Origin of the sequence: Dactylosporangium sp. NPDC051541 (genome assembly GCF_044454505.1) — a bacterium.
Taxonomy (GTDB): domain Bacteria; phylum Actinomycetota; class Actinomycetes; order Mycobacteriales; family Micromonosporaceae; genus Dactylosporangium.
In genome coordinates, this window is the sequence record NZ_JBITDU010000002.1 from 584,682 (window position 1) to 610,203 (window position 25,522).

General features: G+C 71.3%; 20 protein-coding genes and 1 pseudogene. 7 read left to right on the forward strand and 14 right to left on the reverse strand.

The features are described from left to right. Positions 1-3 precede the first annotated feature (3 nt). The 7 genes from ACIA8L_RS10800 to ACIA8L_RS10830 all read right to left on the reverse strand — a co-directional run bounded on the left by ACIA8L_RS10800 (position 4) and on the right by ACIA8L_RS10830 (position 10,836). Complete coding sequence (locus ACIA8L_RS10800) at positions 4-1,608, reverse strand: glycoside hydrolase family 13 protein (protein WP_395902823.1); 1,605 nt, start codon at positions 1,606-1,608, stop codon at positions 4-6. Between the two features lie 30 nt (positions 1,609-1,638). After that, positions 1,639-4,587: a CBM35 domain-containing protein gene (locus ACIA8L_RS10805; protein ID WP_395902825.1), complete on the reverse strand. Its 2,949-nt coding sequence runs from the start codon at positions 4,585-4,587 to the stop codon at positions 1,639-1,641. A gap of 45 nt (positions 4,588-4,632) precedes the next feature. Further along, on the reverse strand, positions 4,633-7,029 hold the full coding sequence (locus ACIA8L_RS10810; RefSeq protein ID WP_395902827.1) for a glycosyl hydrolase family 28-related protein: 2,397 nt from the start codon (positions 7,027-7,029) through the stop codon (positions 4,633-4,635). 8 nt (positions 7,030-7,037) lie between these two features. After that, the gene (locus tag ACIA8L_RS10815) at positions 7,038-7,907 is read right to left on the reverse strand and encodes a carbohydrate ABC transporter permease (protein WP_395902829.1); all 870 of its coding nucleotides are present in this window, start codon (positions 7,905-7,907) and stop codon (positions 7,038-7,040) included. Between the two features lie 12 nt (positions 7,908-7,919). After that, positions 7,920-8,864 (reverse strand): carbohydrate ABC transporter permease, encoded by a 945-nt coding sequence (locus ACIA8L_RS10820; RefSeq protein ID WP_395902831.1) that lies wholly within the window; start codon positions 8,862-8,864, stop codon positions 7,920-7,922. Beyond that, a complete protein-coding gene (locus ACIA8L_RS10825) occupies positions 8,865-10,241 on the reverse strand; it encodes an ABC transporter substrate-binding protein (RefSeq protein WP_395902833.1) in 1,377 nt (458 codons plus the stop codon). A gap of 319 nt (positions 10,242-10,560) precedes the next feature. After that, positions 10,561-10,836, reverse strand: coding sequence for a DUF4235 domain-containing protein (locus tag ACIA8L_RS10830; protein ID WP_395902836.1), 276 nt, complete (start codon positions 10,834-10,836; stop codon positions 10,561-10,563). Positions 10,837-10,930: 94 nt separating this feature from the next. Here ACIA8L_RS10830 and ACIA8L_RS10835 point away from each other — a divergent pair, with 94 nt between their 5' ends. The 4 genes from ACIA8L_RS10835 (at position 10,931) to ACIA8L_RS10850 (ending at position 15,643) form a co-directional block, all read left to right on the forward strand. Beyond that, a complete protein-coding gene (locus tag ACIA8L_RS10835; protein WP_395904184.1) occupies positions 10,931-12,178 on the forward strand; it encodes a cytochrome P450 in 1,248 nt (415 codons plus the stop codon). Positions 12,179-12,243: 65 nt separating this feature from the next. Next, positions 12,244-13,389, forward strand: a complete 1,146-nt coding sequence (locus ACIA8L_RS10840) for a hypothetical protein (RefSeq protein WP_395902837.1) — start codon at positions 12,244-12,246, stop codon at positions 13,387-13,389. Then, positions 13,386-14,390 (forward strand): caspase domain-containing protein, encoded by a 1,005-nt coding sequence (locus tag ACIA8L_RS10845; protein ID WP_395902840.1) that lies wholly within the window; start codon positions 13,386-13,388, stop codon positions 14,388-14,390. The genes ACIA8L_RS10840 and ACIA8L_RS10845 overlap by 4 nt, the downstream gene beginning before the upstream one ends. A 14-nt stretch (positions 14,391-14,404) precedes the next feature. Continuing rightward, positions 14,405-15,643, forward strand: a complete 1,239-nt coding sequence (locus ACIA8L_RS10850) for a hypothetical protein (protein WP_395902842.1) — start codon at positions 14,405-14,407, stop codon at positions 15,641-15,643. A 10-nt stretch (positions 15,644-15,653) separates the two neighbouring features. Here ACIA8L_RS10850 and ACIA8L_RS10855 read toward each other — a convergent pair. Next, positions 15,654-16,488, reverse strand: a pseudogene (locus ACIA8L_RS10855) (glucose 1-dehydrogenase). A 116-nt stretch (positions 16,489-16,604) separates the two neighbouring features. Here ACIA8L_RS10855 and ACIA8L_RS10860 point away from each other — a divergent pair. Continuing rightward, complete coding sequence (locus ACIA8L_RS10860) at positions 16,605-17,723, forward strand: sigma-70 family RNA polymerase sigma factor (protein WP_395902843.1); 1,119 nt, start codon at positions 16,605-16,607, stop codon at positions 17,721-17,723. 28 nt (positions 17,724-17,751) lie between these two features. Here ACIA8L_RS10860 and ACIA8L_RS10865 read toward each other — a convergent pair whose 3' ends face one another. From ACIA8L_RS10865 to ACIA8L_RS10885, 5 genes are all read right to left on the reverse strand, one after another. Beyond that, complete coding sequence (locus ACIA8L_RS10865; protein ID WP_395902845.1) at positions 17,752-18,933, reverse strand: zinc-dependent alcohol dehydrogenase; 1,182 nt, start codon at positions 18,931-18,933, stop codon at positions 17,752-17,754. Then, positions 18,930-19,733: an SDR family NAD(P)-dependent oxidoreductase gene (locus ACIA8L_RS10870; RefSeq protein WP_395902847.1), complete on the reverse strand. Its 804-nt coding sequence runs from the start codon at positions 19,731-19,733 to the stop codon at positions 18,930-18,932. The genes ACIA8L_RS10865 and ACIA8L_RS10870 overlap by 4 nt, the downstream gene beginning before the upstream one ends. Positions 19,734-19,827: 94 nt before the next feature. After that, on the reverse strand, positions 19,828-20,292 hold the full coding sequence (locus tag ACIA8L_RS10875; protein WP_395902848.1) for an SRPBCC family protein: 465 nt from the start codon (positions 20,290-20,292) through the stop codon (positions 19,828-19,830). 67 nt (positions 20,293-20,359) lie between these two features. Then, positions 20,360-20,998 carry a ubiquinol-cytochrome c reductase iron-sulfur subunit gene (locus ACIA8L_RS10880; protein ID WP_395902850.1) on the reverse strand — a complete coding sequence of 213 codons (639 nt, stop codon included), beginning with the start codon at positions 20,996-20,998 and terminating at the stop codon, positions 20,360-20,362. 3 nt (positions 20,999-21,001) lie between these two features. Next, entirely contained in the window at positions 21,002-21,544 is a 543-nt protein-coding gene (locus ACIA8L_RS10885; RefSeq protein ID WP_395902852.1) for an RNA polymerase sigma factor, read from the reverse strand. 101 nt (positions 21,545-21,645) lie between these two features. Here ACIA8L_RS10885 and ACIA8L_RS10890 point away from each other — a divergent pair, with 101 nt between their 5' ends. Continuing rightward, on the forward strand, positions 21,646-22,830 hold the full coding sequence (locus tag ACIA8L_RS10890) for a vanadium-dependent haloperoxidase (protein ID WP_395902854.1): 1,185 nt from the start codon (positions 21,646-21,648) through the stop codon (positions 22,828-22,830). Positions 22,831-22,861: 31 nt separating this feature from the next. Continuing rightward, positions 22,862-24,070: a sugar efflux transporter gene (locus tag ACIA8L_RS10895; RefSeq protein WP_395902856.1), complete on the forward strand. Its 1,209-nt coding sequence runs from the start codon at positions 22,862-22,864 to the stop codon at positions 24,068-24,070. Here ACIA8L_RS10895 and ACIA8L_RS10900 read toward each other — a convergent pair. After that, the gene (locus ACIA8L_RS10900; RefSeq protein WP_395902857.1) at positions 24,042-25,502 is read right to left on the reverse strand and encodes an FAD-dependent monooxygenase; all 1,461 of its coding nucleotides are present in this window, start codon (positions 25,500-25,502) and stop codon (positions 24,042-24,044) included. The genes ACIA8L_RS10895 and ACIA8L_RS10900 overlap by 29 nt on opposite strands. Between the last annotated feature and the right edge of the window lie 20 nt (positions 25,503-25,522).

Consider the following 25,522-nt stretch of genomic DNA (forward strand, 5'->3'; position numbering starts at 1 on the left):
CGGCTACAGGCGCAGCCAGGCGGCGGCCTCGGGTGGGAGCAGGCCACCGGTGAGCGGCTCGCTGGTGAGCAGGACGGCCTCGTGGTCCGGGAGGCGGGCCGGGGTGGCGGTGAAGTTCACGACGCAGGCGAAGGTGTCGCCGCGGCGGAAGGCGAGGACCCCGTCGTCGCCGGCGAGCCAGGTGGGGTCCTCCGGCAGGTTCGTGAGGTGCTCGCGGCGCAGTGTGAGGGCCTGGCGGTACAAGGGCAGCATGGAGCTGGGGTTTGTCTCCTGCGCCTCGACCGTCAGGGTCGTCCACGATCGGGGCTGCGGCAGCCACGGCGCCGTGGAGCCCGGCGGGGAGAAGCCGAACGGGGGCTCCGCGCCGGACCACGGGAGGGGGACGCGGCAGCCGTCGCGGCCGCGGTCGGTGTGTTCGGAACGCTCCCACGTCGGGTCCTGGATCCGCTCGAGCGGGATGTCCTCGACCTCGGCCAGGCCCAGCTCGTCGCCCTGATACACGTAGACGCCGCCCGGTAGCGCCAAGGTGAGCAGCGCGGCCGCCCGGGCCCGGCGGCGGCCCAGGACCGGGTCCGTGAACGCGCCGTGGCGGCGGTTGCCGAGGTCGAACGTCGTGTCCTCGCGGCCGTAGCGGGTGACGTGGCGGATCGTGTCGTGGTTGGACAGGACCCACGTCGGCGGGGCGCCGACCAGGTGGTGCGTGGCGACCGTGTCGTCGATCGTCTTGCGGATCGCGTTGGGCTCCCAGGCGCAGCACAGGAAGTCGAAGTTGAACGCCGAGTGCAGCTCGTCCGGGCGCAGGTAGCGCACGAACTGGGCCGTCGTCGGCAGCCACACCTCGCCCACGAAGACCCGCGGGTCCGGGTAGCCGTCGGCGATGCGGCGCCACGCGCGGTAGATCTCGTGGACGCCCGCGTGGTCCTGGTAGGGCAGGTCGGCCGGGTCCGGGTCGGCGCCGACGTCCGGCAGGCCCGGTGTCTTCATGAGGCCGTGGGCGACGTCGATGCGGAAGCCGTCGACGCCGCGGTCGAACCAGAACCGCAGCACGTCCTCGAACTCGGCCCGCACACCCGCGTGCTCCCAGTTCAGCTCCGGCTGCTGCGGTGCGAACATGTGCAGGTACCACTGGCCGTCGGCGACCCGGGTCCAGGCCGGGCCGCCGAAGTAGGAGCGCCAGTCGTTCGGGGGCGAATCACCGCCCGGGCCGCGGCCCTCGGCGAACCAGAAGCGGTCGCGGGCCGGGTCGCCGGGCGGCGCGGCGAGCGCCGCCCGGAACCACGGGTGCTGGTCGGAGCAGTGGTTCGGCACCAGGTCGACGAGCACCTTCAGGCCGAACCCGTGCGCCTCGGCGAGGAAGTCCTCGGCGTCGGCGAGGGTGCCGAACAGCGGGTCGATGTCGCGGTAGTCCGCCACGTCATACCCGCCGTCGGCCATCGGGGAGACGTTCCACGGCGTCAGCCAGAGCGCGTCGACGCCCAGGTCCCGCAGGTACGGCAGCCGCGACCGGAGGCCGGCGAGGTCACCGACCCCGTCTCCGTTGCCGTCGGCGAAGCTGCGCAGGTAGATCTGGTAGATGGCGGCGGTGCGCCACCAGGTCTGGCCGGGCATGGACGTGGTTCCCCTTTTCGTAGGTTGTGCTTACCAGCCGGTGTTGCCGGGGCCCCGGGTGATGACGAACGCGCCGGGGTTGTTGAGCCCGCCCGACGCGGCCCCGGTGACGGTGACGTAGTTCGCGGTCATGGCCCCGGTGACGTTGAGCAAGTCGATGCCCCAGGTGCCGGCGCCGCTGATGGCGACGTGGTCCAGCAACAGGTTGCCGATCCGGTGGCCGTCGCTGAGCAGCACCGCCTGATACGTGCTGTCCACGATGGACAGATTGGAGACGGTGACCGGGGTGGTGATGTCGGACTGGTTGGCGTAGATCCACAGCGCGCCGAGGTTCGAGTTCCAGTTCGGCTCGCGGCCGCCGGTGCGGGTCAGCGTATTGCGGGTGACGGTGGTCGGGCCGCTGAACGGGATGCCGAACCGGCTGCTGACCGCGACACCGGCCGCACCGGTGACGGTGTCGGCGATCAGGTTGTCGGCCACGACGTTCCCGCTGCCGCCGTAGATGCCGACCCCGTTGGCCAGCAGCGGCGACTGCACCGTGTTGAACGTGTACGCCGAGTTCGACACCGTGTGCGTCTGCGAGAACATCGCCAGGGCGTCGTCGCCGGTGTTGCGGATCGCCGACTGGTCGAGCCGGACGTTCTGGACCGTGCCGTTGTAGGCGTTGTAGTTGACGCCGTCGGCGATGGTGCCGGCGATGCGCAGTGCGGCGGCGTAGAGGCCGTCGGTGCCGGCGCCAACCCACAGACCGGTCTTCGTGTGCTCGACGCGCACGTCGAACAGCAGGGAGCCGGTGCCGAAGTTGCCCTCGATGCCCGTGTCGAAGTTCGTGTCGTCGCGGTAGGTGACGTCACCGGACATCGTCAGGTCGGCGATCGTGACCCCGGAGCCGGTCGCGAAGAAGCCGCCCTTGCCGTTGCGGCCCCGCACGGTGCTGTACCACTGCCCGGCGCCGCGAACCGCCACCCCGGCCAGGTTGACCCGGCTCGTGATGTCGAACGTCCCGGCCGGGATCCAAACCCCCTGCCCCGCTGAGCGGGCGGCTGAGACAGCATTGTTCAAAGCAATGGTGTCATCGGTACTGTCATTCGCCGTCGCGCCATACGACGTGATCGACACGAAGCCGGCCGGCACGGTGTACGCGGCCGCGATCTGCTCGGCGTCGACCACGTCGATCGTGTAGGAGCTCGCCGTGTCCGACGCGTCCTTCTGCAGCTTCAGGACGGTACCGGCCGGGAAGTCCCCGATCGTCGAGCGGACCTCGTCGAAGAAGTGATGCGCCGAGCCCTGCGACGGCACGTTCGTGTACGGGTAGGCGCCGTATACCCACGAGTACTTCGAGGTGAGCGTGATGTCCTTGACGTGCGTGCCGTTGGCGTACAGCGAGATCGGCGCGGCGGCCCCGGCCCCGTCGGCGCTGTCCGGGATCGAGTAGCGGATCGTGAGCGCGTTGGCCGGCTTGGTCAGCGTGAACTGCACGTACTGCCCGGTGCCGGTGAGCTGGACGGCCGAGCGCCCGGTCGCCTCGCTGCCCAGGGACAGGTAGGTCCGGCTGGTCGCGAGCCTGGTCCCGTTGGTGGTCGCATCGGCGGCGCGAAACTCGGTGTACGGCAGCGTCGCACCTCGAGCCGCCAGGGGTTGATTACCGTCAACGTTGACCGAATCAATGTTGATGCCGTCGACGTTGCCGGAAGTGTCGACCTGCCAGCCGATGAGGTTGACGCCGGCGCGCAGTGTCACGGTCTGCGTCGCGGTCGTCCACGTCGCCGCGGCCGGCAGGTTGACCAGGCCGGCCTTGATCCCGTTGATGTACTGCGTGAGCGGCCGCGCGGCTCCCGACGTGTTGCTGAACCGCACCGACACCGGCCGCGACCCGGCCGCCGGCGCGTTGACCGCGACGATGACCCGCGCGCCGACGGCCGTGAACCCGGTCAGGTAGCCCGACCCGGTGTAGCCGCTGACGGTCGTCGCGACCCGCGGGCCGCCGGAGAAGAAGCCGGTCTCGGCCTCGTACCCCGATCCGGTCCCGCCGGTCCCGCCCGACGGCGACGTCGACGGGGTCGGCGACGTCGACGCGCTGGGGCTGGCGGCCGGGCCGGCGGTCACATTGTCGAGGTTGACGTTGCCGGAGTCGGTGCCGTCGAACCTGTAGGCGACCGCGTTCGACGCGGCCGTCAGGTTCACCGCCTCCGTCGCCGTGCCCCACGTGTCCCAGTTCGCCGTCGCCGGAAGGGTGATCTGGCGCAGTTTCGTGCCGTTGACGTAGAGGGACAGGGTCATCGCCGCGCCGGTGCCGTTGGCGTAGCGCAGCGTCAGCGAACTCGTCGCCGGGACCGTGAACGTCGTCGCGGCGTTGCCCTTGTTGCCGTCGGTGTAGCCGCCGACGAAACCGGTGCCCGTGTAGCCGCCGTGGTCCGTGGCCACGATCGCGCCGCCGGACAGGGTCGCGTTCTCGGCCTCGAGGCCGCTGACCGCCGCCGCCGACACGGTCAGGCTGTCGACGTTGACGTTGCCGGAGTCGGTGCTGTCGAACCTGTAGGCGACCGCGTTCGTCGCGGCCGTCAGGTTCACCGCTTCGGTCGATGTGCTCCACGTGTCCCAGTTCGCGGTCGCGGGGAGGGTGATCTGGCGCAGTTTCGCGCCGTTGACGTAGAGGGACAGGGTCTTCGCCGAACCGGTGCCGTTGGCGTAGCGCAGGGCCAGCTGGTTGCCGGCCGGCACGCTGAACGTGGTCGCGGCGTTGCCTTTGTTGCCGTCGGTGTATCCGGCGACGAACCCGCTGCCGGTGTAGCCGCCGTGGTCGGTGGCGACGGCCGCGCCGCCGGACAGGGTGGCGGACTCGGCCTGGTAGGTGGCGGTGGCGGCGTCGGCCGGTCCGGCGGTGACGAGGGCGATGGCGGCGCCCGCGATGACCGCGGCGGTGGCGGCCGCCGAGGCGATCAACCGCCGGCGGGGACCGGCGAACAATGTTCGTTGCATGGGGTGTCCTCCTTACACAGGACGAACGTGCGGGGGATGCGGCGGTTAATGCGCGTAGACCTCGAGCTCGGACAGCTGCGCGGCGGGCCAGCCGTCGTTGGCGGTGAACGTGAGCGTGAGGGTCCGCAGTGTGGTCGACGGGAACGTGATCTGGACCGCGTTGCCGGTGTCGGGATTGAGCGTGTAGTCGGCCGCGGGCACGAGCGGGGTGCTCCCGGCGTTGGGCAGCGGGGTGGTGCCCGATGCGACGGCGATCCGCTCCGTGCGGGTGCCCCAGTTCGAGGGGAGCTTGACGACGATGCGATCCACGGTCCGGATGTCGCCCAGGTCCAGGGTCACCGTCTGCGGGAAGGCGTTGTTGGCCGACTCGAAGTACGTGCCGGGGTCGCCGTCCACCAGGTTGGCCGGGCCCAGCCAGGACAGGGCCTGCGAGCTCGACGTGATCTGCTGGCCCAGCGCCAGATTGCCGTCCGGGTCGAAGCCGACCCCGCGGAGTGCGACGACGTACGGGCCGGCCGGGGACGTGGTGTCCAGCATCAGGCGGTCGGCGTACACGCCCGCGTGATCCGGCGTGAATGTAACCGTCACGGTGCAGGTCCCGCCGACGGGGATGGTCGTGCACGGGGTTGTCGCCGTGTAGCCGGCCGGCGCCCGCAGCGCGCGGATGTTGATCGGTGACGGACCGGGGTTGATTATCGTCAACGTGGTTGATTTTGCGTTGTGCAGTGCTTGATTGCCGAAATCAACGCTGTCGGTGCTCAGCCGCAGCGCGCCGGCCGGTGGGAACCCGCATCGTGACGTTGACCAGCCGAGGTTGCCGGGGCCGCGGTCGAGCACGAAGCCGCTGCCGCAGTCGTACCGGCCGGCAGCGCCCAGACCGGCGGCCACCACCCAGGACAGGGACGCCTTGCCCGGGGACTGCAGCTGCAGCGCGAACGTCCCGGCCCGGATGATCGCGACCCGGTCCAGGCGCACGTTGTCGATGCGCTGCCCGAAGAACTGCACCGCCGCGAACGGGCTGTCCACGATCGACACGTCGTGCACGTCGATCGCGCCGGTCATGGGCGCGTCCGCGGCGTAGAACCACAGCGCCGCGATCTCCTCCGGCGGGTTCGGCACCAGGTTCCCGGCCCGCAGCAGCACGTTGCGGGCGATCGTCGTCGTGCCGGCGAGCGGCACGGCCCCGAACCGGTTCCCGACGTGGATGCCGCCGCCCTGCGTGACGGTGTCGGCGGCGACGCTGTCGGTGACCGCGTTGTCGTGCCCGCCGTAGATGGCGAACCCGTTCGCGAGCAGCGGCGCGATCACCGTGTCGTGGACGAACTGGTTGTCGTGGTCGGCGTTGGCGTCCGACCACATGGCCAGGCCGTCGTCGCCGGTGTTGCGCACGTACGTGTCCCGGATGACGGTGTGCGCGACGCCGTTGTGCAGGTTGACCCCGTCGGCCATCGTGTCCTGGATCCGGGCGTGGCTGACGGTCAACCCATCACTGGGCCCGTCGAACCACATGCCGACCTTCGTGTGCTCGATCCACACGTTGTCCACCGTGGACCCGCCACCCATGACCCCGCCGAGCCCGCTGTCCGAGGTGGAGTCGTCGCGCACGACGGTGTCCCCGGCGATGGCGAAGCCCGCGAGGTGCACCGCTTCCGTACCGGCCCCGTACACCCCGACCCCGGCCCCGCGCAGCACGGTGTGCCAGGTCCCGGCCCCGCGCACGGTGACGCCCGAGACGGTCAGGTGCCGCGGCACCAGATAGTTCCCAGCCGGCAGCCACACCCCCTTCCCCTGCGCCTTCCCGGCGTCGATGGCGGCCTGGAGCGCCGCACCGGAGTCGGCCGCCCCGGACGGATCGGCCCCGAAGTCGGCGGCGCTGAGGAATCCGGCGGGGCGGGCGACCGGCGGACCGGCGAGCTCGAAGTCGGCCAGGTCGATGGTGATCGCAGCCGTGGCCGTCAGCCGGACCCGGGAGCCGGCCGACACCGCGCGGCCGAGCAGGGCGTGCGCGTCGTCGAAGTAGTGGTGCTCGCCCCCGTCGGCCGGGTTGTTCGTGTAGGGGAAGTTGCCGTACACGTGGGAGTAGCGGGCGGTCAGCGACAGGTCCACGCCCGTCGACACGCGCAGCTTCGCGTCCGGGCTGCCGTCGGGGACCGAGTAGCGGACGTTGATCGCGTCGGCGCGGACGGTCAGGCCGAACTCGACCCACTGGCCGGCGCGGAGCGTGACCGCGCGGCGGCCCGACGCCTCCGCGGCGAGCGTGGTGAAGGCGTAGCTCGGGCCCACGCGGGTGCCGTTCGTGAGGGCGTTCTCGGCCTCGTACGTGGTGAACGGGGTGTCGGCGCCGGGCGGGGCGACGGCGGCCCCGGCGGGCGAAGCGGGGTAGGCGACGGCGGCAGCGACCAGCGCTGCCGCGAACGCGAAACGCGGCAGGAGACGTGTCATGGGGCGAATCAGCCTTTCAGGCTGCCGGTGGTGAGGCCGGACATGATGTTCTTCTGAAAGATCAGGAAGAACACGACGGTCGGGACGGCGGCGATGACCGCGCCGGCGATGACGACGTTCTGGGTGAGGCCCTGCGAGAAGGCGTAGATGCCGACGTTGACGGTCCGGTTGTCCGGCGACGGCTCCACCAGCAGCGGCCACAGGAAGTCCTTCCAGATGGCCGTCAGCGAGAAGATGGCGACGACCCCCAGGATGGGCCGGGAGATCGGCAGCACGATCGACCACAGCGAGCGCAGCGGACCGGCGCCGTCAATCGCGGCCGCGGCCATCAGGTCGGCCGGTATCGAGTCGAAGAAGCGCTTCAGCAGGAAGATGTTGAAGGCGTTGGTGACCGCGGGCAGCCAGATCGCCCACGGCGAGTCGAGCATGTTCCAGTGCACGAGGGGCAGGTCGATGACGGTGACGTACTGCGGGATCACCAGCACCGTCGACGGGATCATCAGCGTCGCCAGCATCATGGCGAGCAGCACGTTGCCGAGGACCGGGCGCAGCTTCGAGAACGCGTAGGCGGCCGCGACGTCGAGGACCAGCTGGAACGCGAGGGCGCCGAATGCGTACCAGAGCGTGTTGAGCAGGAGCCGGCCGAGGCTGAGCGCGGTCCACGCCTCCGCGTAGTTCGCCGGCTGCGGGTCCCGCGGCACCAGCGTCGGCGGGACCTGGGCGACCTCGGCGCCGGACTTCAGGGCACCGGTCACCATCCAGTAGAGCGGGCCGATGAACACGACGGTGAACATGGCCACGACCAGCGCGACGACGACCCAGTAGGTGCGGCGGGCACCGGGGCGCCGCAGACGGGCCGGCGAGATCAGTGTGCGCATTCGCAGTACCCCCTAATCCTGCTTCGGGCTCAAACGCGCGTAGGCGATCGAGAAGCCGGCCAGGACGACCATGAGCATGACGCCGAGGGCGGCCGCGCCGTTGAGGTCGTTCTGCTTGAACGCGTGCTGGTACATCAGGTAGACCACCGACGTCGCCGAGTCCTCGACCCCGGCCCCGCCGGCCAGGATCAGCGGCTCGATGAAGACCTGCATGGTGGCCACCACCTGCAGCAGGAACATCAGCGACAGGATGAGCCGGGTCTGCGGGACGGTCACGTGCCACAGGCGGCGCAGCAGCCCGGCCCCGTCGAGTTCGGCCGCCTCGTAGAGCTCCCCGGGGATGTTCTGCAGGGCGGCGAGGTACACCAGGATCGAGCTGCCGACGTTCATCCAGGTCGAGGCGATGACCAGGGACGGCTGCGTCATGGTGGTCGACTGCACCCACTGCGACGTGGGCAGGTGCGCCGCGTGCAGCAGGTAGTTGAAGATGCCGCCCTCGCCGGGGTCGTAGGCGAAGCGGAACAGCAGCAGGGCCGAGGCCGGCGGCAGCATCACCGGCAGGTACACCAGGGCCCGCAGGTAGCCCTGGGCGTGGCGCAGCTCGTTGAGCAGCACGGCGATCAGGAACGGCAGCGCGTAGCCGATGAGCAGCGCGAGGACCGTGAACGTGACCGTGTTGCGCCAGGCCGCGGCGAAGCTCGGGTCGTGCCACAGGCGCTCGTAGTTCTGCCAGCCGACCCACGTGGTGACGCCGCGCCGGGTGCGCTGGAAGCTCATGATGAACTCCCGGACCATCGGATACCACGAGAAGACCGCGAAGCAGATGACCGCCCCGATGAGGAACGCGTGGCCGGTCACGTGGCTCTGGATCCGGCTGCGGGTCTTCGATGAGGGCCGGGTCGTCGCCGGGGCGCGGGCCGGCCGCACCGCATCGTCCAGCCGGACCGCGCCGTCCACTCAGGACTCCTGGGCGAGGATCGTGTTGACCTTCTGCTCGGCGGTGCTCAGCAGCGCGTCGACGTTCGCGTCGGGCTGGGTCAGCACGGCCGACATCGCGGCGTCGAGCACGGCGTAGATGGCCTGGGCCCGGGCCGGCTCGGCCTTGATGGTGACCGGGTTGTTCGCGTAGGGCGCGTAGTCGTCCAGGTTGAGGTTGCTGTTGGCCTTCTTCAGCTCGTCGTCCTGCCGCTGGACGTCGGTGCCGGGTTTCCAGATCAGCGGCTCGGGCAGGCCGACGGGCACGCCCATGCCCTTCTGCGCCACGTAGTTGAAGTCGCCCTGGCCGGGCGTCAGCTTCTCGAACGTGACCCACTGCAGGCCGGCCTTGATCTGGGCCGCGGAGAGCCCCTTCTTGAAGAAGTAGCCGCTGCCGCCGCCGAGCGTCGTCTTCGCCGGCCCGTTGTCGCCGGGCATCGGCCCGATCGCCCAGTCCTCGTACTTGCCCTTGAACTGGGTGACGATCGCCTTGATGGTGTCGGGGGCGCCGACATACATGCCGACCTTGCCGGCGCCGGCGTTGGTGAGCAGGTCGGCCCACTGCAGCAGCTGCTTCTCGCCGACGCTGTTGTCGGTGAACCGCATGGTCTTGAGGTTCTGCAGCACGGCCTTGCCCTCGGCGGTGTTGAACGCCGCCTTCTTGCCGTCGGCGCTGACGACGGAGCCGCCGCGGGAGTACAGCGCGGCCGAGAAGTGCCAGCCGCCGGTGTTGCCCGCGCTGTACTCCTGGTAGCCGGCGATGCCGTTGCCGAGGGCGCTGATCTTCTTGGCCGCCGCGGCGACCTCCTGCCACGTCGCCGGCGGCTTCGCCGGGTCGAGCCCGGCCTGCTTGAACAGCTGCTTGTTGATGACGATGCCGAGGCCGTAGCCGGCGTAGCCGAGGCCGTAGGTCTTGCCGTTGTCGATGAACGGGTCCTTGATGGCGGGCAGCAGCTTGTCCCAGCCGGGGACCGTGTCGGCGGTGATGTACTTGGTGATGTCCTCGGCCGCGTCGGCGTCGAGGACCTGGTCGAGGTCGGTCATGTACCCGTAGAACAGGTCGGCCTGGGTGCCGCCCTGCAGCCGGGCGGTGAAGTCGGGCGGGTTGTTGCACTGGCTGCCGACGGAGACGGTCTTGATGGTGACGCCGGGGTGTGCCTTTTCGAACGCGGCCACGTCGTCGTTCCACAGCTGCAGCGACTTGCCGCCGTTGTCGGTCTTCTGCGGCGGGCAGTCCACGACGATGGTCGTCGCCCCGCCGGCGTCGCCGCCGTCCTTGCTGTCGCTGCAGGCGGCGACGCAGGTGGCGCCGAGCGCTCCGGCGAGCGCGAGCCGTAACGCTCTCCTATAAATCGACATCTATCAATCCCTTCGGGCGGACGGGATGCGCTGAGCGGTTGATCGGGGTGTTGTGTTTCGTATCGGTGTCGCAGACAGTACGACCGCCACCGACAGAAGTCCAGAGTTCTTTGCAAAAACTCGACTGCAATGCCACGCCATTGGCGTACGTTTTTGTCGGACCCAACCACCACGACCTGCACAGACACGTGTTCGGCCACCATTTCCACCTGGCAATTGCCGGGGCCGGTCCGTGCAATTCTTGAGGCCATGATCGCAAGAACTTGCGGACACAAAAATGCCCCGGCGCGAGGCCGGGGCATTCGTGGGAGCTGCGCGTCTATCCGGGCCAGTAGCCGGTCGCGCGCCGCACCCCGATGGCGCCGCTGCGGTCGACGGCCGCCTTCACGACGGCGAAGATCGCCCCCTGCAGCGCCGCCGCGAGCAGGATCTCGCCCCACCCGCGGTCCTGGTCGGTGGCGTTAGGCGCGTCGTCGTCGTGCCCGGCGACCTTCCACACCTGTTTGAAGATGACACCGGCGGCCATGCCGGCCGCGGCGCCGAGCAGCAGCCCCACCGGCTTGTACGCCAGCTTCGAAACGGTCGATCCCTTCATGCCGACTCCGTTCCCGCCGCCCCGACCGGCCAAACACCGCCGTTTCCCACCCCGGGACACGGGTAGCCGCTCCTGTATGCCGAACCGGTTGACTGTGCTCGACACCGCCCGCTGCGCCGCCGTCGTCCTGGCCCCGATGCTCGCACAGGGCGTGATCCGCCGCCGCAACCGCGTGGTCCGCCTGGCGCAGCGGCTGGACCTGGATCGACGGGCGGCGGGGGTACTGCGAGACCTGCGCACCCGCCACGGCGACGACCCCCTGCGCCTGGCCGTCCCGGGCCGCTCGATCGCGCTGGTGCTGAGCGCGGCCGGCGCCGAGCGCGTCCTGACCGGCTCACCGGAGCCGTTCGCCCTGGCCACGACCGAGAAGGTGGCCGCGCTACGGCACTTCCAGCCCAACGGCGTCCTGGTGTCGCGCGGCCCGGACCGCGCGGCCCGCCGCGACTACAACGAGCGCGTCCTGGACACCGGCGCCGAGCTCCACCACCACATCGCCGGCTCCGCCGCCGCCGCGATCCGCGAGGAGGTGGCCACGCTCGACCCGCCGGTCCTGGACTGGACGACGTTCGAGGCCATGTTCAACCGCATCGCCCGCCGGATCGTGCTCGGCACCGCGGCCCGCGACGACGACCGCCTCACCGGCGAACTGAACCGCCTGCGCAACGCCGCGAACTGGGCCTACCTCCGCCCCCGGCAGGAGCACCTCCGGGCCCGCTTCCAGCGCCGGGTCGACACCTACGTGGCCAAGGCCGAGCCGGGCAGCCTGGCCGGCGCGATGGCCGCGACCCCCGCGACGGCCGGCGTCGACCCGGGCGGCCAGGTCCCGCACTGGCTGTTCGCGTTCGACGCGGCCGGCATCAGCGCGTTTCGCACCCTGGCCCTGCTGGGCTCCGACCCGGGCCGCCAGGCCATGGCCGCGCACGACGAGGCGCCCGTCTACCCGTACATCCGGGCCTGCGTCCAGGACACGGTCCGGCTGTGGCCGACCACCCTGGTCGTGCTCCGCGAGACCACCGCCGACACCGAGTGGCCCGGCGGCACCCTCCCGGCCGGCACCGAGCTCATCCTGCCCAGCTCGTACTTCCACCGCGACGGCGTCCACGCCGACGACTTCGCCCCCGAGGCCTGGCTGACCGCCGGGGCCCGGCGCGACTGCTCGACGTTCCCGTTCAGCGCCGGCCCGGGCGTCTGCCCCGGCCGCAACGTGGTCATGCTGACGACCAGCACCCTGATCGCGGAACTCCTGCACCGCTACAGCCCGGTCCACACCGAGGCCCCGCTGCACGCCCCGCTCCCCCGGACCCTGGACCACACCGCCCTGCGGATCGGCTCGCCCACCTGATCGACGGATGCCGTTCGCGCTGCAATACCGATGCGCCGGTCCGGACGTGCTGGTATTCCACTGGTATGGCGGTCGTGTTCGTCCATGGGATCACCGTCCGAACGGACCAGTACACGGAGTTGCTCTCGAAAGTCGTGGACGGGTTCGCGGCGGCGGGCGGGAAACCGGCCGTGTCCGGGTGCTACTGGGGGGATCTGGGCCGGGCGGCGAGCTACAGCGGCGTCAGTATTCCCGGGTTCACGGTGCCGGACCGGCGCTCTGCCGGCCCGCCGGCCGACGGCAACCCCGCGACGGCGCTGATGCTGCTCCTCCTCGAGGAGCCGCTCGCCGAACTGGCCGACCTGCGGGCCGTAGACGACGACTTCCAGCTGTATCCGCGCGGGTTCCGGCCGGTCCCGCCCGCGGTGCGGGAGCGCAATGCGCGCCTCGCGGCCGCGCTGCCGCAGGTCGCCGAACGGCTGGCGGGCGACGACCCGCAAACGGCCGCGAAGCAGGTCGCGGCGGTGTTCGCGGCGGCCGCCTCCACCCGGGCCGACCTCGACCTGCCGACCCTGCGGCCGAGCATCGGTCGTGCGCTGCTCGCCGCGTCGTACCGGGCCGAAGCCGAAGCCGATGATCTCGCGGCCGGCTTCGCCTGGAACGCGGCCGCCGTCGCGATCGAGGAAGCGCTCGACTCGAGCATCGGCGGGCAGCGGAGCATCTTCACCCGGGTCGGGGCCAGCGCCCTGACGCTGGCCTTACGGCACGGGCTGCGGTCTCGGGTGATGCCCGGCCTCAGCCTCTTCCTCGGTGACGTCTTCGCCTGGTTCCACCGGCGCGATGAGATTCTCGACAAAATCGATGCGGCCGTGCTCGCGGCCGATGCGGGCGGGCCGCTGGTCCTGGTCGGGCACAGCCTCGGCGGCGTGATCCTGTTCGACTACTGTGCCCGGGCCGGCCGTGATGTCGCGCTGCTGGCCACTGTCGGCAGCCAGGTCGGCCTGTTCGGCGAGATGGGCGTGACCGCGGCCGCCACCACGCCCGCACGGATCGGCCGCTGGATCAACTACTATGACCCGGACGATGCGCTCAGCTTCCTGGCCGGGCCCGTCTTCGACCGGGTGGTCGACGAGGCGATGCCGACAAACGCGCCGTTTCCTGTCGCGCACGGCGAGTACTGGAACCTTCCCCGCATGTACACCGCACTCGCCGGGGCGGTGAGCGCGCTGTGAACGCCGGCCAGGACGCCGCCCTCGTCATCGGCATCAACGACTATCCGTCCCTGGCCCCGCTCACCGGTGCGATCACGGATGCCCGGCTCTTCGCCGGCTGGCTGCGCACCCGGGCCGGGCTGCCCTCCGGCCACATCGAGCTGGTCACCAGCAGCGGCGCCACAGGGCCGGAGTGTCCGACGCTGGCGGAGGTCGACGCGGCGTTCGACCGCATCCTCACGATGGCTCGGGGCTGGTCGCGGCCGCGCCGGCTGTACGTGTACTTCGCCGGCCACGGCTGCTCCCGCGAGGTCCGGCACCTCGCCCTGCTGATGGCCAACGCGACGCTGGGCAATCTCAACCGGGCCGCGAACGCCACCGAATACCAGACGGGGCTGCGCAAACAAATCTTTCCCGAGCAGGTGTACTTCTTCGACTGCTGCCGGGCCTACGACCAAACCGTCCTGGGCCGTGGGCCGGAATGGACCGATGACCCCGCGGCGCGGGAGGTGCCCGGCCTCACCCAGATCATCCTGTATGCCGCCGGGTTCACCGAATACGCCACGGAACAACTGCACTACGGGGTTCGGCGGGGACTGTTCACCACCGCGCTCATGGAAGGGCTCGAAGGCGCCGCGGCCGTCGACGACGGGGTCACGGGCGGCGTCGTGACCACCGGGCGGCTCAAGCAGTACGTCCACAGCCGGGTCAAGGACCTGGCTCGGCGCGAGAACGTAGTCCAGCAGATGACGGTGGACGCGCACGGCGATCCCCGGGAACTCGTGCTCGCCGACGGCATCTCGCCCCGGCGGCAGCCGGTCAAGCTGATCGCACCGGACGGCACCACGCACATCAGGGTGCGTGACAACGAGTACCGGATCATCCGGACGATCGAGGCCACCGTCACGCCGGTCGAGGTGCGGCTCGAGATGGGCCCGCTGACGTTCGAGGCGCTGCCGGGCGGCGCGACGGCGACCGCGGACATCCTGCCTGACAGCACCGACGAGATCCGGCTCCACTGAGGAGGTGCGCGGCCGTGCCGAACCTTTCCGTCTCCGGTCCCCACGAGTTCTCCTACCTCCGGGTGCTCGACCCGCACCTGCGAGAGGTCGCCGGCGGGACGCACCGGCTCGACGTGGCGGTGCCGCCGGGCCTCTACCGGATCGAGGCGCGCGGGCCGGGAACCACGGAAGAGCGCCTGGTCGTGGTCGGCGAGACCGACGACGTCTCCGTCACGGGCTTCACGCCCGCGCTGGACTCCCCGGCGCCGCTGCCGACGGTTCGGACCCACCATGAGACGCAGACGATGCCGGCCGACCGGACCAGCCGGCGGGAGCACGTCGTCATCCACGAGCCGGGGTCAACCGGCCGCCTGTTCCTCTTCATCCGCAACGGGGTCATCGACCCGCTGGCCGAACTGGCCACCCCGACGGTCGTCGTGCAGGACGAAACCGGCCGGCCGCTGGCCCGGCTCGACGGCGACGGTGAAGTCAACCGTCCCGAGCAGTACGCCGCGCTCTCCGTGCGGCTGCCGGCGGGCACCTACGTGCTGGCCCACGTCGACCCGGTCCTGGGCCGCCGGGGTCAGGCGGTACTGGTCGAGGAGGGCTGGCAGACCCAGGTCTTCGCTTCCTGGAACCGAGACGGGATCGGCCTCGACCAGGCCTTGGTCCGCATGGTCCGGGGCCTGGGTTTCAACACCGCCGAGGAGTACGCATATCAGCACGTGGAGGCCGCCCTCAACGGGCTGGCGGCCAACCGGGTCGCGCTGACCGCGCGCGACGAGCAGGATCTGCTCGACGCCAAGTTCACCGACCCGATGCTCGGCCTGACCGGGGCCTACGCTTATCTGCTGCGCGGCGACGTCGACACCGGACGGCTCGCCCAAATCGCCCGGAACCTCACGATGCTGCTGCCGCACAGCCCCGACGCGCACCTGCTCGCCCGGCTGACCGGCGGCCCGGACCCGACGTTCGAGCAGCCGCCGATGTTCGCGACCGGTGTCGAGCGCCTGATCGACCTCGCCGCGCGCGATGCGAGCCTGGTCGGCGCGGCCGGTTGGCTGGCGAACGTGGCGCTGACCCGGACCACGGGCAGCGTCTGGACGCGCTGGAACCTGGACGTCGACCCGGGCCAGCGGTTCGCCGTCCTCGCCGGCGAGTTGGCGGACGGCCCAGGTGCCACCGGCCACCCGGACCCGGCCGACGTGGCCCGGGCCGCCGGCCTGCCACTGTCCGTCGTCCTGCGCGCCCTGACGGCCGGAGTATTCGCCTGAGCGGTAGGGCCTACAGGATCGGCTTGCCGCCGGTCACCGGGACGAGCGCGCCGGAGATGTAGCTCGCCTCGTCCGAGGCCAGCAGGACGTAGGCGGGCGCTACCTCGGCCGGCTGGCCGGGGCGGCCGAGGCGGGTGTTCTTCCCGAACTCCTCGACCTGCTCCGGCGGCATGGTGGACGGGATCAGCGGCGTCCAGATCGGGCCCGGTGCGACGGCGTTCACCCGGATGCCGCGGTCGCCGAGCAGCTGGGCCAGGCCGGCCGTGAAGTTGGCGAACGGCGCCCTTCGTGGTGGCGTAGGGCAGCAGCGTCGGGCGGGGCATGTCGTAGTTCACCGAGCTCGTGTTGATGATCACGGAGCCCTTCGGCAGGTTCGGCAGGGCGGCCTTCACCAGGCGGAACATCGAGTGGATGTTGATGTCGAACGTGCGGGTCCACTCCTCGTCGGTGATCTCCTCGACGGTCTCGTGGGTCATCTGGAACGCGGCGTTGTTCACCAGGATGTCGATCCGGCCGAAGTCCTCGACCGCGGTCCGGACCACCGCCTGGCAGGCGGCCAGGTCGGCCAGGTCGCCGGGGACGAGGACGGCCTTGCGGCCTTCGGCCTCGACATACTTGGCGGTGTCGCGGGCGTCCTCGTGCTCGTTCAGGTAGGAGATGAGCACGTCGGCGCCCTCGCGGGCGAAGGCGATCGCCACCGCGCGGCCGATGCCGCTGTCGCCGCCCGTGATGACGGCGACCTTGCCGCTGAGGCGGCCGCTGCCGCGGTAGGAGGTCTCGCCGTGATCGGGCTTCGCGGCCATGCGGGAAAGCGTGCCGGGTGGCTGCTGCTGCGGTTCGGACATGGCGGCGCCGTTACCCCGCCGCCCCAGCGTGAAACGAACCGGCCGCGACCGCCGACAGCGGCGGTCAGGACCGTGATCGTTGTTTGAACATTTGTCGCAAGGAAACTACCGAGGCCATGGATCTGTCGGTCGCGCTGTCCTTACGGGCTCAGGCAACACTCATCGAGCTGGACGGCGTGCTCGACTACGCGTCCGTCCCATACCTGCGGCAGGTCGTCTACGAGCGCTTCGACACCGGGTGCCACGACATCGCCATCGATGCGGCCGGCGTCCGGCTGATCGACGCGGCCTCCATCAAGGTGCTGCTCTACCTGGGGCAACGCGCCGAGCAGGCGGGCGGGCAGCTGCGGGTGGTCAACGCCAAGGGCGTCGCCCTCACGGCGCTGGAGATCGCCGGCGCGGCCAAGGAGCTCGATGCCTACGCCGAGCTGTTCTGGCCCGCGGCCGAGCGCACCCGGACCCCGGTCGACCTGGGCACGCTGCACATCGGGCACGGGCATTGGCCCGTCGGTGTGTCAGAACTGCTCAGCCGGGTGTACTCCCTCGACCCCGCCGACCCCCGCCGGTCCCGCCTGCGCGAGGACATCGTCACCATGTGCCTGCCCGCGGCGAAACAGCTGGCCCGCCGCTACGCCGGCTCCGGCGAGCCGCTCGGCGACCTCATGGGCGTGGCCGCGCTCGGCCTGGTCAAGGCCGTCGACGGCTTCGACCCGGACCGCGGCCTCGAATTCGGCGCCTACGCCACGCCGACGGTGACCGGGGAGCTCAAGCGGTACTTCCGCGACCGGACCAGCGCCGTGCGCCTCCCCCGCCGCCTGCAGGAGCTGCGGCTGCAGCTCAACCACGCCCGCGAGGAGCTCGGCCCCACGGCCTCCATCCCGGACCTCGCCGCGCACCTCGGCGTCGACGAGGAGGAGATCATCGAGGTCCTCGCGGCCGGGCACCTCCAGCATCCGATGTCGATCGACGCGCCGACCGGCGCCGACGAGGACGACGCCACGGTCGCCGATGTCGTGGGCGCCGACGACCCCGCCTTCGGCCTGGTCGACCTGCGGGTCTCCCTGCCCGCGGCGATGGCCGGCCTGCCGGAGCGGGAGCGGAAGATCGTGGCGCTGCGCTTCTACGGCAACCTGAGCCAGTCCGAGATCGCCGCGCGCCTCGGACTGTCCCAGATGCACATCTCCCGGCTCCTCGCCCACGCCCTGGACTACCTGCGCCGGCGTCTCACCGATTAGTACAAGAACCGATCAAGAACCAGCCCCGCTAAGGCTTGAAGAGCACTTTCACGGTGCCGTCCTTCTTCTCCTGGAACGCCTCGTACGCGCCCGGCGCGTCCGCGAGGGGGACCCGGTGGGTCGCGAAGCTCTCCACGCCCAGCGGGTCGCCGCTGCCGGTCAGCAGCGGCATGATGTCGTCGATCCAGCGCTTCACGTTGGCCTGCCCCATGCGCAGCTGAATCTGCTTGTCGAACAGCACCATCATCGGCAACGGATCGGCTGTACCCCCGTAGACTCCGGACAGGGAAACCGTCCCGCCGCGCCGCACCGCGTCGATGGCGAGGTGGAGGGCGTTGAGGCGGTCCACGCCGGCCTTGTCGATGAACTTGCGGGCGGCCGCGTCCGGCAGGAACCCGGCCATGGTCTGGGCCAGCTTCCCGGCCGGGGAGCCGTGCGCCTCCATGCCGACGGCGTCGATGACGGAGTCGGGGCCGCGGCCGTTCGTCAGCTCCCGCAGCGACTCGGCGACGTCGTCGTGCTCGCCGAGGTCGAGGGCCTCGACGCCGTTGGCCCTGGCCCGGGCCAGCCGCTCCGGCACCAGGTCGACGCCGATGGCCCGGTAGCCGCGGTAGGAGGCGATCCGGGTGCACATGTCGCCGATCGGGCCGAGGCCGAGCACGGCGACGGTCCCGCCGGGCGGCACGGCGGCGTACTCGACCGCCTGCCACGCGGTGGGGAGCACGTCGGAGAGGTACACGAAGCGGTCGTCCGGCGGGCCCTCGGGCACCACGATCGGGCCGAACTGGGCCTGCGGCACCCGCAGGTACTCCGCCTGACCGCCCGGCACCTGGCCGTAGAGGCGGGTGTAGCCGAACAGCGCCGCGCCCTTGTCCTCGGCCCGCACCTGGGTGGTCTCGCACTGCGTCATCAGGCCCTGGGTGCACATGAAGCAGTGCCCGCAGGAGATGTTGAACGGGATCACCACCCGGTCGCCGGGGCGCACGTTGGTGATCTCCGGGCCGACCTCCTCGACGATGCCCATCGGCTCGTGGCCGAGGATGTCGCCCTCGGCCATGAACGGCCCGAGGACCTCGTAGAGGTGCAGGTCGGAGCCGCACAGGCCACTGGAGGTGATCCGGACGACGATGTCGTTCGGCTGTTCGATGCGGGGGTCGGGGACCTCGTCGACGCGCACGTCGCGCTTGCCGTGCCACACGACGGCCCTCATGACGCCGACCCCGGCTCGGCCATCTTGCGGTGCATCTCGGCCTTCGCGGTGTCCGGCACGACCTTGCCCGCGACCGCCTGGACCTTGTTCATGAACGAGCCGGCGACCACGTGGTCGTCGCCGTCCATGAGGGCCTTGAAGCCCTGCTCGGCCACCTTCGCCGGGTCGTCCTTCTTCCCGGCCCCGACCTTGGTGTCCATCATGTCGGCGCGCTCGAAGAAGTTCGTGTCCGTCGGCCCGGGCATCAGCGCCGTCACCGTGACGCCGGTGTCCTTGAGCTCGTTGCGGACCGCCTCCGAGAACGACTGCACGAACGCCTTCGACGCGTTGTAGACGGCCTGGTAGGAGCCGGGCATCGTGGAGGCGATCGAGGACGTGAACAGCACCTTGCCGGCGCCGCGCTGGACCATGCCGGGCAGCACCCGCTTGGCCAGGTGCACGGTCGAGGTGACGTTGACGTCGATGATGTTCAGCTCGTCGCGCAGGTCGGTCTCGCGGGTGAAGTCCCCACCGGCGCCGCGGCCGGCGTTGATCGCGACGGCGTCGATCGGCCGGCCGGTCGCGGCGATCGCCTGGCACAGCGTCTCGACGCCCTCGTAGGTGGCCAGGTCGGCGCGGCAGGTCTCCACCGCGGCCCCGCCGTCGCGGCGCAGCTCCAGCCCGGCCGTTTCCAGGCCGCTGTCCTCGGCCGCGATGAGCACGTCGAAGCCGTGCTCGACGAACTGTCTGGCCAGTTCATATCCGATGCCGCTACTCGCGCCGGTGACGACGGCGAGCGGGCGTTCCGTCACCTGGTTCATACTGGGCCGGTACCCGGGCGGTTCACCCGAAAACAAAGACGGCCGCACGCGAAACGGCCCCGCACGAGGCGGGGCCGTTCACTGCGACAGGCGATTACACGCCGGGGCGCGGTACGTCGCCGCGCCACGTGCCGGTGGCCTGGCCGCGCTGCTCGATGAACTCCTTGAAGCGCTTCGTGTCGGCCTTGACCTGCATCGAGTCGACGCCCACGGCGCTGCCGGCCTTCTCGACCAGGCCCTGCGGCTGCCAGTCGAGCTGGACGGTGACCCGGGTGTCGGTGTCGCCGAGGCGGTGGAACGTCACGACGCCGGCGTGCTTCGTGTCGCCGGTGGTGCTCTTCCAGGCGATCCGCTCGTCCGGGTGCTGCTCGGTGATCTCGGCGTCGAACTCGCGCTCCACGCCACCGATCTTCGTCACCCAGTGGGTGCGCCGGTCGTCGAGCTGGCGAATCGACTCGACCCCGCTCATGAACTGCGGGAAGGACTCGAACTGGGTCCACTGGTCGTAGGCCGTGTGCACGGGAACGTGCACGTCAACGGACTCGGTGACCGTGCTCATGTCAACCTCCTTGCATCGCGTACTCCTATCGAGTGCCCGGCACAGGACGGTGAAAACGTAAGCGGCGTCACGAAGTGCGCGGCACGAAGACCTCGATCCGCCCGTCGGTCTCGCGGGCCTCGATCAGTGGCAGGCGGGCCGGGGCCGGTGACAGCTGCGAGCGCAGGACCGTGCCGTCGAAGCCGAACGCGGTGCGGTGGCAGGGGCAGTCGAGGCGTTGCTCGGGCTGGTTGAGGCGCAGGCGGCAGAACTGGTGGGTGCAGATGCCGGAGCGGGCCGACACCTGGCCCGCGCTCCGGCTGACGAACCCGGACACGATGCCGGTGTCGAACGCGAGCGCCGCGCCCTCGGCCAGCTCGTCGGATCCGAACACGGGGTGCCAGACGCCGTCGTTGGGGCTCAGCGCGGTCAGTCCGGGCGGCCCGCCGATCAGGGCCCGGTCGACCACCACGGCCGCCGTCGCCGCCGCGGCGGCCGCACCCGCCCCGGCCAGGAACACGCGGCGCCCTTTGCGAGCCGGCTCCATCCCGGCGACGCGGTCGGCCACGCGTTCCCGCAGCGACGCGACGAACTCGGGCCGCACCGAGGACTCACCGCGCAGCGCGATCGCGGCGCGCATGGCCGCGGCCTCGTCGTCGGTGGGGACGAACGGGCGGGGGCGGCGGCCGTCCAGCAGGCGCTGGACGAAGGCGGTGACACGGCGCACGGCTCAGCTCCCATCCGAGTCGAAGAGTCCCGCTGCGTGACGCAGCGCACGGCACTGCAGGACCTTGGCGTTGGCGATGCTGACACCCATCTGGCGGGCCGCCTCGCGGATCGTGGCCGACTCCAGGAACCGCAGGCGCAGGATCGTGCGGTACCGCTCCGGCAGCGCATCGAGGACCCGCCGCACCTGCTCGGCCCGGTCGGGCCGCGGGTCGGGGGCGGCATACTCGTCGGCGACCGCCTCCAGGTCGATCTCGGTGACCTGGCGGCCGAGCGTGCGCCGCCAGTGCTCGGCGAGCACGGTGCGGGCCACACTGAGCAGGTAGGCGCGGACCTCGCCGATGCTCAGGTCCAGCCGCACGCGCGGTACCGCCGCCAGAAAGACCTCGGCGGTCAGGTCCTCGGCGTCCTGGCGGTCGCCGACCCGGGCGAACATGAGCCGGTAGAGCCGCTCCACGTTGTCCGAGTAGGCGTCCTCCCACGAGCCGTACGCGGCCTTCGGCACCAGCCGGAGCAGCTTCGCGGGCCGTGGGTTCGGCGCGGTCACTGGCACTCACCTCCGCTAGGAGATACGGGCCCGGGTTACACGCACCGTCCGACCGTAACCCGGTCCCGTATCTGTTCTCGACCGAGCATTGGAGGTACAAGATGACGGGAATCCGACGCCGAAGCCTGATCGTGGCCGGTGGTGCCGCGGCGGCCCTGCTCACGACGGGTGCACCGGCATTCGCGGGGGCGCGCCGGCCCGAGCCCGGCGGTGAGCTGGTCACCGGCTGGAACGCCGAGCTGCTCGCGGCCGTCCGCACGCCGGGCACGCAGCCGGCCACCGTGCACCCGACCCGCGGTTTCGCGCTCATGCACCTGGCCGTGCGGGACGCGACAGTCGTGTGCGACCGCCGGGCGTCACCGGCCGCGGCCGCCGCCCAGGCCGCACACGACGTCCTGGCCGCCCTGTTCCCTTCGCGGGCCGCGGTGTTCGCCGAACGCCTGGCCCGGGACCTGGCCGCCGGGCCCGACGGCACCGCGAGAGCCCGTGGCATCCACAATGGACAGACAACGGCGGCGGTGGTACTGCATGAGCGGGCCACCGATGGATCGAGCGCGACGCCACCGGCGATCCCCGCGGGCACCCGGCCCGGGCAGTGGCGCCCGGCCCCGCCGTCCTTCGCCGCGGCCGTCTTCACGCACTGGCCGGACGTGCGCCCGTTCGCCCTGGCCCGGGCGAGCCAGTTCCGCCCGGCCCCCTATCCCCCGCAGTCCGACGCCCTCATCCGCGAGGTGCGCCTGCTCGGCCAGGACACCAGCACCGCCCGCACCGTCGACCAGACCGAGCAGGCGAAATTCTGGGCGGCGCCGATCTGGAATTACTGGTTCGAGATCGCGCAGGGCCTGACCACCCGGCACCACCTCGGTGTCGTCCCGGCCGCGCACGTCTTCGCGCGGCTGGCCACGGTGCTCGCGGACACCGTGATCGCGTTCTACGACGCGAAGTACCACTTCCGGATCTGGCGCCCGATCACCGCCATCCGGGAGACGTCCGACCCGCAGTGGACGCCCCTGGCGGCGACCCCGGCCGATCCGTCCTACGTCGGTGCGCACAGCGCCGTCGGCCAGGCCGCCGCGACCGTCCTGGCCGCGACGTTCGGCTCCCGCCCGGAGCTCACCGTGACCTCCGAGTCGCTACCCGGGGTGACCCGGACATTCCGGACACTGCAGGCCGCGGCCGACGAGGCCGGGCGCAGCCGTATTTTCGCGGGCCTGCACACCCGGGTCGACCACCAGGCCGGGCAGGAGCTGGGCCTTCACGTGGCGCGATACATCCGGGTGTCGTAAATCAGTTGTCCTGACCGGTAAAGTACCGGCCGTGACGACGACCGCCGAAAGTACCACCGGGCGGCGGCCCGGGGGCCTCGCCCGGACCCTGCTGCCGCTGAGCGTGATGTTCCTGGCCGTCGGCATGGGCACGGCCGTGGTGTTCCCGTTCATCGCCCTGTTCCTCAGCACCGAGGTGCACGCCGGCCCGGCCCGGGTGACCGCGTTCCTGGTCGCCTCGCCGCTGGCCGGCGTGCTCGTCACGACCCTCATCGGCCGGTTGTCGGACCGCGGGCCCTACCGCCGGCTGATCCTGATCGCGGCGGCGCTGGGCGGCGTGGCCTGCACCGGCCTCTACGCGGTCGTGCGCGACTACTGGGTGCTGCTGGCGCTGTCGGTGACCGCGTTCGCGCTCTCCGGCTCCCTGTTCCCGCAGACCTTCGCGTACGCCCGCCAGGTCCTCGAGCGCGACAGCCCCGACCGGGCCGCGTTCGGCATCAGCGCCATGCGCACCGTGTTCTCCCTGGCCTGGGTCGGCGGCCCGGCCCTCGCCGCGCTGCTGCTGGAGATCGGCGGGTTCCGGCTGCTGTACATCGCGGCGGCCGCCCTGTATCTGAGCGCCGCCCTGGTCGCGGCGCTGCGCCTGGAGACGCTCCCGGCACCGCCCCGCGAGCGGACCGACGACGAGTCCTCGTCCCCGCTCACCGTGGCCCGCTGGCAACTCTGGGCCACCGTGGCCGCGTTCGTCCTGCTCCAGACCCCGATGACCCTGGCCGTGCAGGCGCTGCCGCTGTTCATCAGCAACGACCTGCACGGCGAGGCATCCTCCGCCGGCCTGATCCTTGGCCTGTGCGCGGCCCTGGAGATCCCGCTGATGCTCGGCCTGGGCGCCCTGACCACCCGCTACCGCCTGAGCACGCTGATCCGCATCGGCGCCGCCTGCGCCGTCGTGTACTACGCGATCGGCTGGGCCACCCCCAACCTGTGGGTCCTCGCCGCCGCCCAGCCCGTCAACGCCGCCTTCATCTCCGCAATCTCCGGCGTCGGCATCACCTACATGCAGGACATGATGCCGGGTCGCCCCGGCCACGCCACGACCTTGTTCACCAACACGTTCCCGATCGGCGCGATGCTGGCCGGCTCGCTGCTCGGCGTCGCCACCCACGTCGGCTACCGCTCGGCCTGGGCCATGAGCACCGGGCTGTGCCTGGCCGGCCTCGTGCTGCTGGTGCTCACCCGGGCGCGGCGAACGGAGCGATGACCAGGGCGGCGCTTGAGCCGAACCAGGTCGTGAGCGCCTTCTCGAGGCCGTCGGTGCCCTCGCCACCCCAGGCCACGATGCCGTCCGGGCGGATCAGCAGGTTCTCGGGGCCCGGGACGGTCCGGACCCGGCCCGCCCACCGCGCGGCCAGTTCGGTCGCGGACCGGTCCGGCGTGGCGTCCAGGAGCAGGCCGCCGGGCTCGCGCAGCAGCTCCCAGAGCCGCGTGGCACCGATGGGGCGGTCGGCGACGATCCGGCCCGCCTGGGGGTGGTCGCTGTCGATGGCGTACGGCCGGTCGACGCCGCTCATGAGGCGGGTGAGGTGCGCGTTGGGTTCGTCGTAGGCGAGGAGGTCGGTGAACACCGCGCGCAGGGCGGCGCTCTGCGGTCCGGGGCGCATCAGCGCGACCTGGGCCCGGGTGTTGGCCAGGGCCGCCGCCGCGACCGGAGCGCGCTCGTCGTGGTACGTGTCGAGGAGGCCTTCGGGTGCCCGGCCGTTGATGGTGGCGGCGAGCTTCCAGCCGAGGTTGACGGCGTCCTGGAAGCCGAGGTTGAGCCCCTGGCCCCCGAACGGCGGGTGCACGTGCGCCGCGTCCCCGGCGAGCAGGATGTTGCCGCGGCGGTACGGTGCCGCTTGACGCGTGTTGTCCGTCCACCGGGTGCCGGTGATGAGCCGGTCCACCACGACGGCGCGGCCGGAGACGCGGCGCAGCGAGCCCTCGATCTCGGCCCGGTCCAGCGGCCGGTCCCGGTCGGCGGCCGGCGGCGGCCCGTCGAACTCGACGGTGAGCACCCGCTGCGGCCCCGGCCCGAACACGATCACGCCGGTGTCCGTGTGGTGCCAGCCCTTGTCCAGGGGGTTGGGCTCGGCCAGCTCGACCAGGGCCTGCCGGCCGGTGATCGTCGCCGGTGTCCCCGCGAACGCGAACCCGGCCAGCCGCCGCACGGTGCTGCGCCCGCCGTCGCACCCGACCACGAACCGGGCCCGCAGGTGCACCGTCGCGCCGTCGTGCTCGGCCGTGACCCGCTCCCCGTCGAGGCCGGTCACCTCGTAGCCGCGCAGCACCGGGAGGCCGAGGTCGCGGGCGTGCGCCTCCAGGACGGCCTCGACCTCGGGCTGCGCCGCGAAGATCGGCAGGGTCCGCAGCTCGGGCGCGCCCCGCAGCAGCCACAGACCGGCGAAGTGCCCGACCGGCAGGTTCTTGGGGAACATGCTCAGGTCCGGCTGGGCGAACCGGTCCAGCAGGCCCCGCTGGTCGAAGATCTCCGCCGACGGCGACCCGACGGACCCGGCCTTGATCTGCTGCGAGGGCTCGGCCAGCCGCTCCAGCACGGCCACATCGACACCGAACCGGTGCAGCTCCGCGGCGAGGAACAGGCCCACGGGCCCGGCGCCGACTACGATGACGTCGTACGAATTTTTGAGTAGCACAAAATTTAGGGTAACCCAAA

Coding starts and splice junctions, on each gene's coding strand:
- ACIA8L_RS10800 (WP_395902823.1), bottom strand. CDS start 1,608: ATGCCCGGCCAGACCTGGTGGCGCACCGCCGCCATCTACCAGATCTAC.
- ACIA8L_RS10805 (WP_395902825.1), bottom strand. CDS start 4,587: ATGCAACGAACATTGTTCGCCGGTCCCCGCCGGCGGTTGATCGCCTCG.
- ACIA8L_RS10810 (WP_395902827.1), bottom strand. CDS start 7,029: ATGACACGTCTCCTGCCGCGTTTCGCGTTCGCGGCAGCGCTGGTCGCT.
- ACIA8L_RS10815 (WP_395902829.1), bottom strand. CDS start 7,907: ATGCGCACACTGATCTCGCCGGCCCGTCTGCGGCGCCCCGGTGCCCGC.
- ACIA8L_RS10825 (WP_395902833.1), bottom strand. CDS start 10,241: ATGTCGATTTATAGGAGAGCGTTACGGCTCGCGCTCGCCGGAGCGCTC.
- ACIA8L_RS10830 (WP_395902836.1), bottom strand. CDS start 10,836: ATGAAGGGATCGACCGTTTCGAAGCTGGCGTACAAGCCGGTGGGGCTG.
- ACIA8L_RS10840 (WP_395902837.1), top strand. CDS start 12,244: ATGGCGGTCGTGTTCGTCCATGGGATCACCGTCCGAACGGACCAGTAC.
- ACIA8L_RS10860 (WP_395902843.1), top strand. CDS start 16,605: ATGGATCTGTCGGTCGCGCTGTCCTTACGGGCTCAGGCAACACTCATC.
- ACIA8L_RS10865 (WP_395902845.1), bottom strand. CDS start 18,933: ATGAGGGCCGTCGTGTGGCACGGCAAGCGCGACGTGCGCGTCGACGAG.
- ACIA8L_RS10870 (WP_395902847.1), bottom strand. CDS start 19,733: ATGAACCAGGTGACGGAACGCCCGCTCGCCGTCGTCACCGGCGCGAGT.
- ACIA8L_RS10875 (WP_395902848.1), bottom strand. CDS start 20,292: ATGAGCACGGTCACCGAGTCCGTTGACGTGCACGTTCCCGTGCACACG.
- ACIA8L_RS10890 (WP_395902854.1), top strand. CDS start 21,646: ATGACGGGAATCCGACGCCGAAGCCTGATCGTGGCCGGTGGTGCCGCG.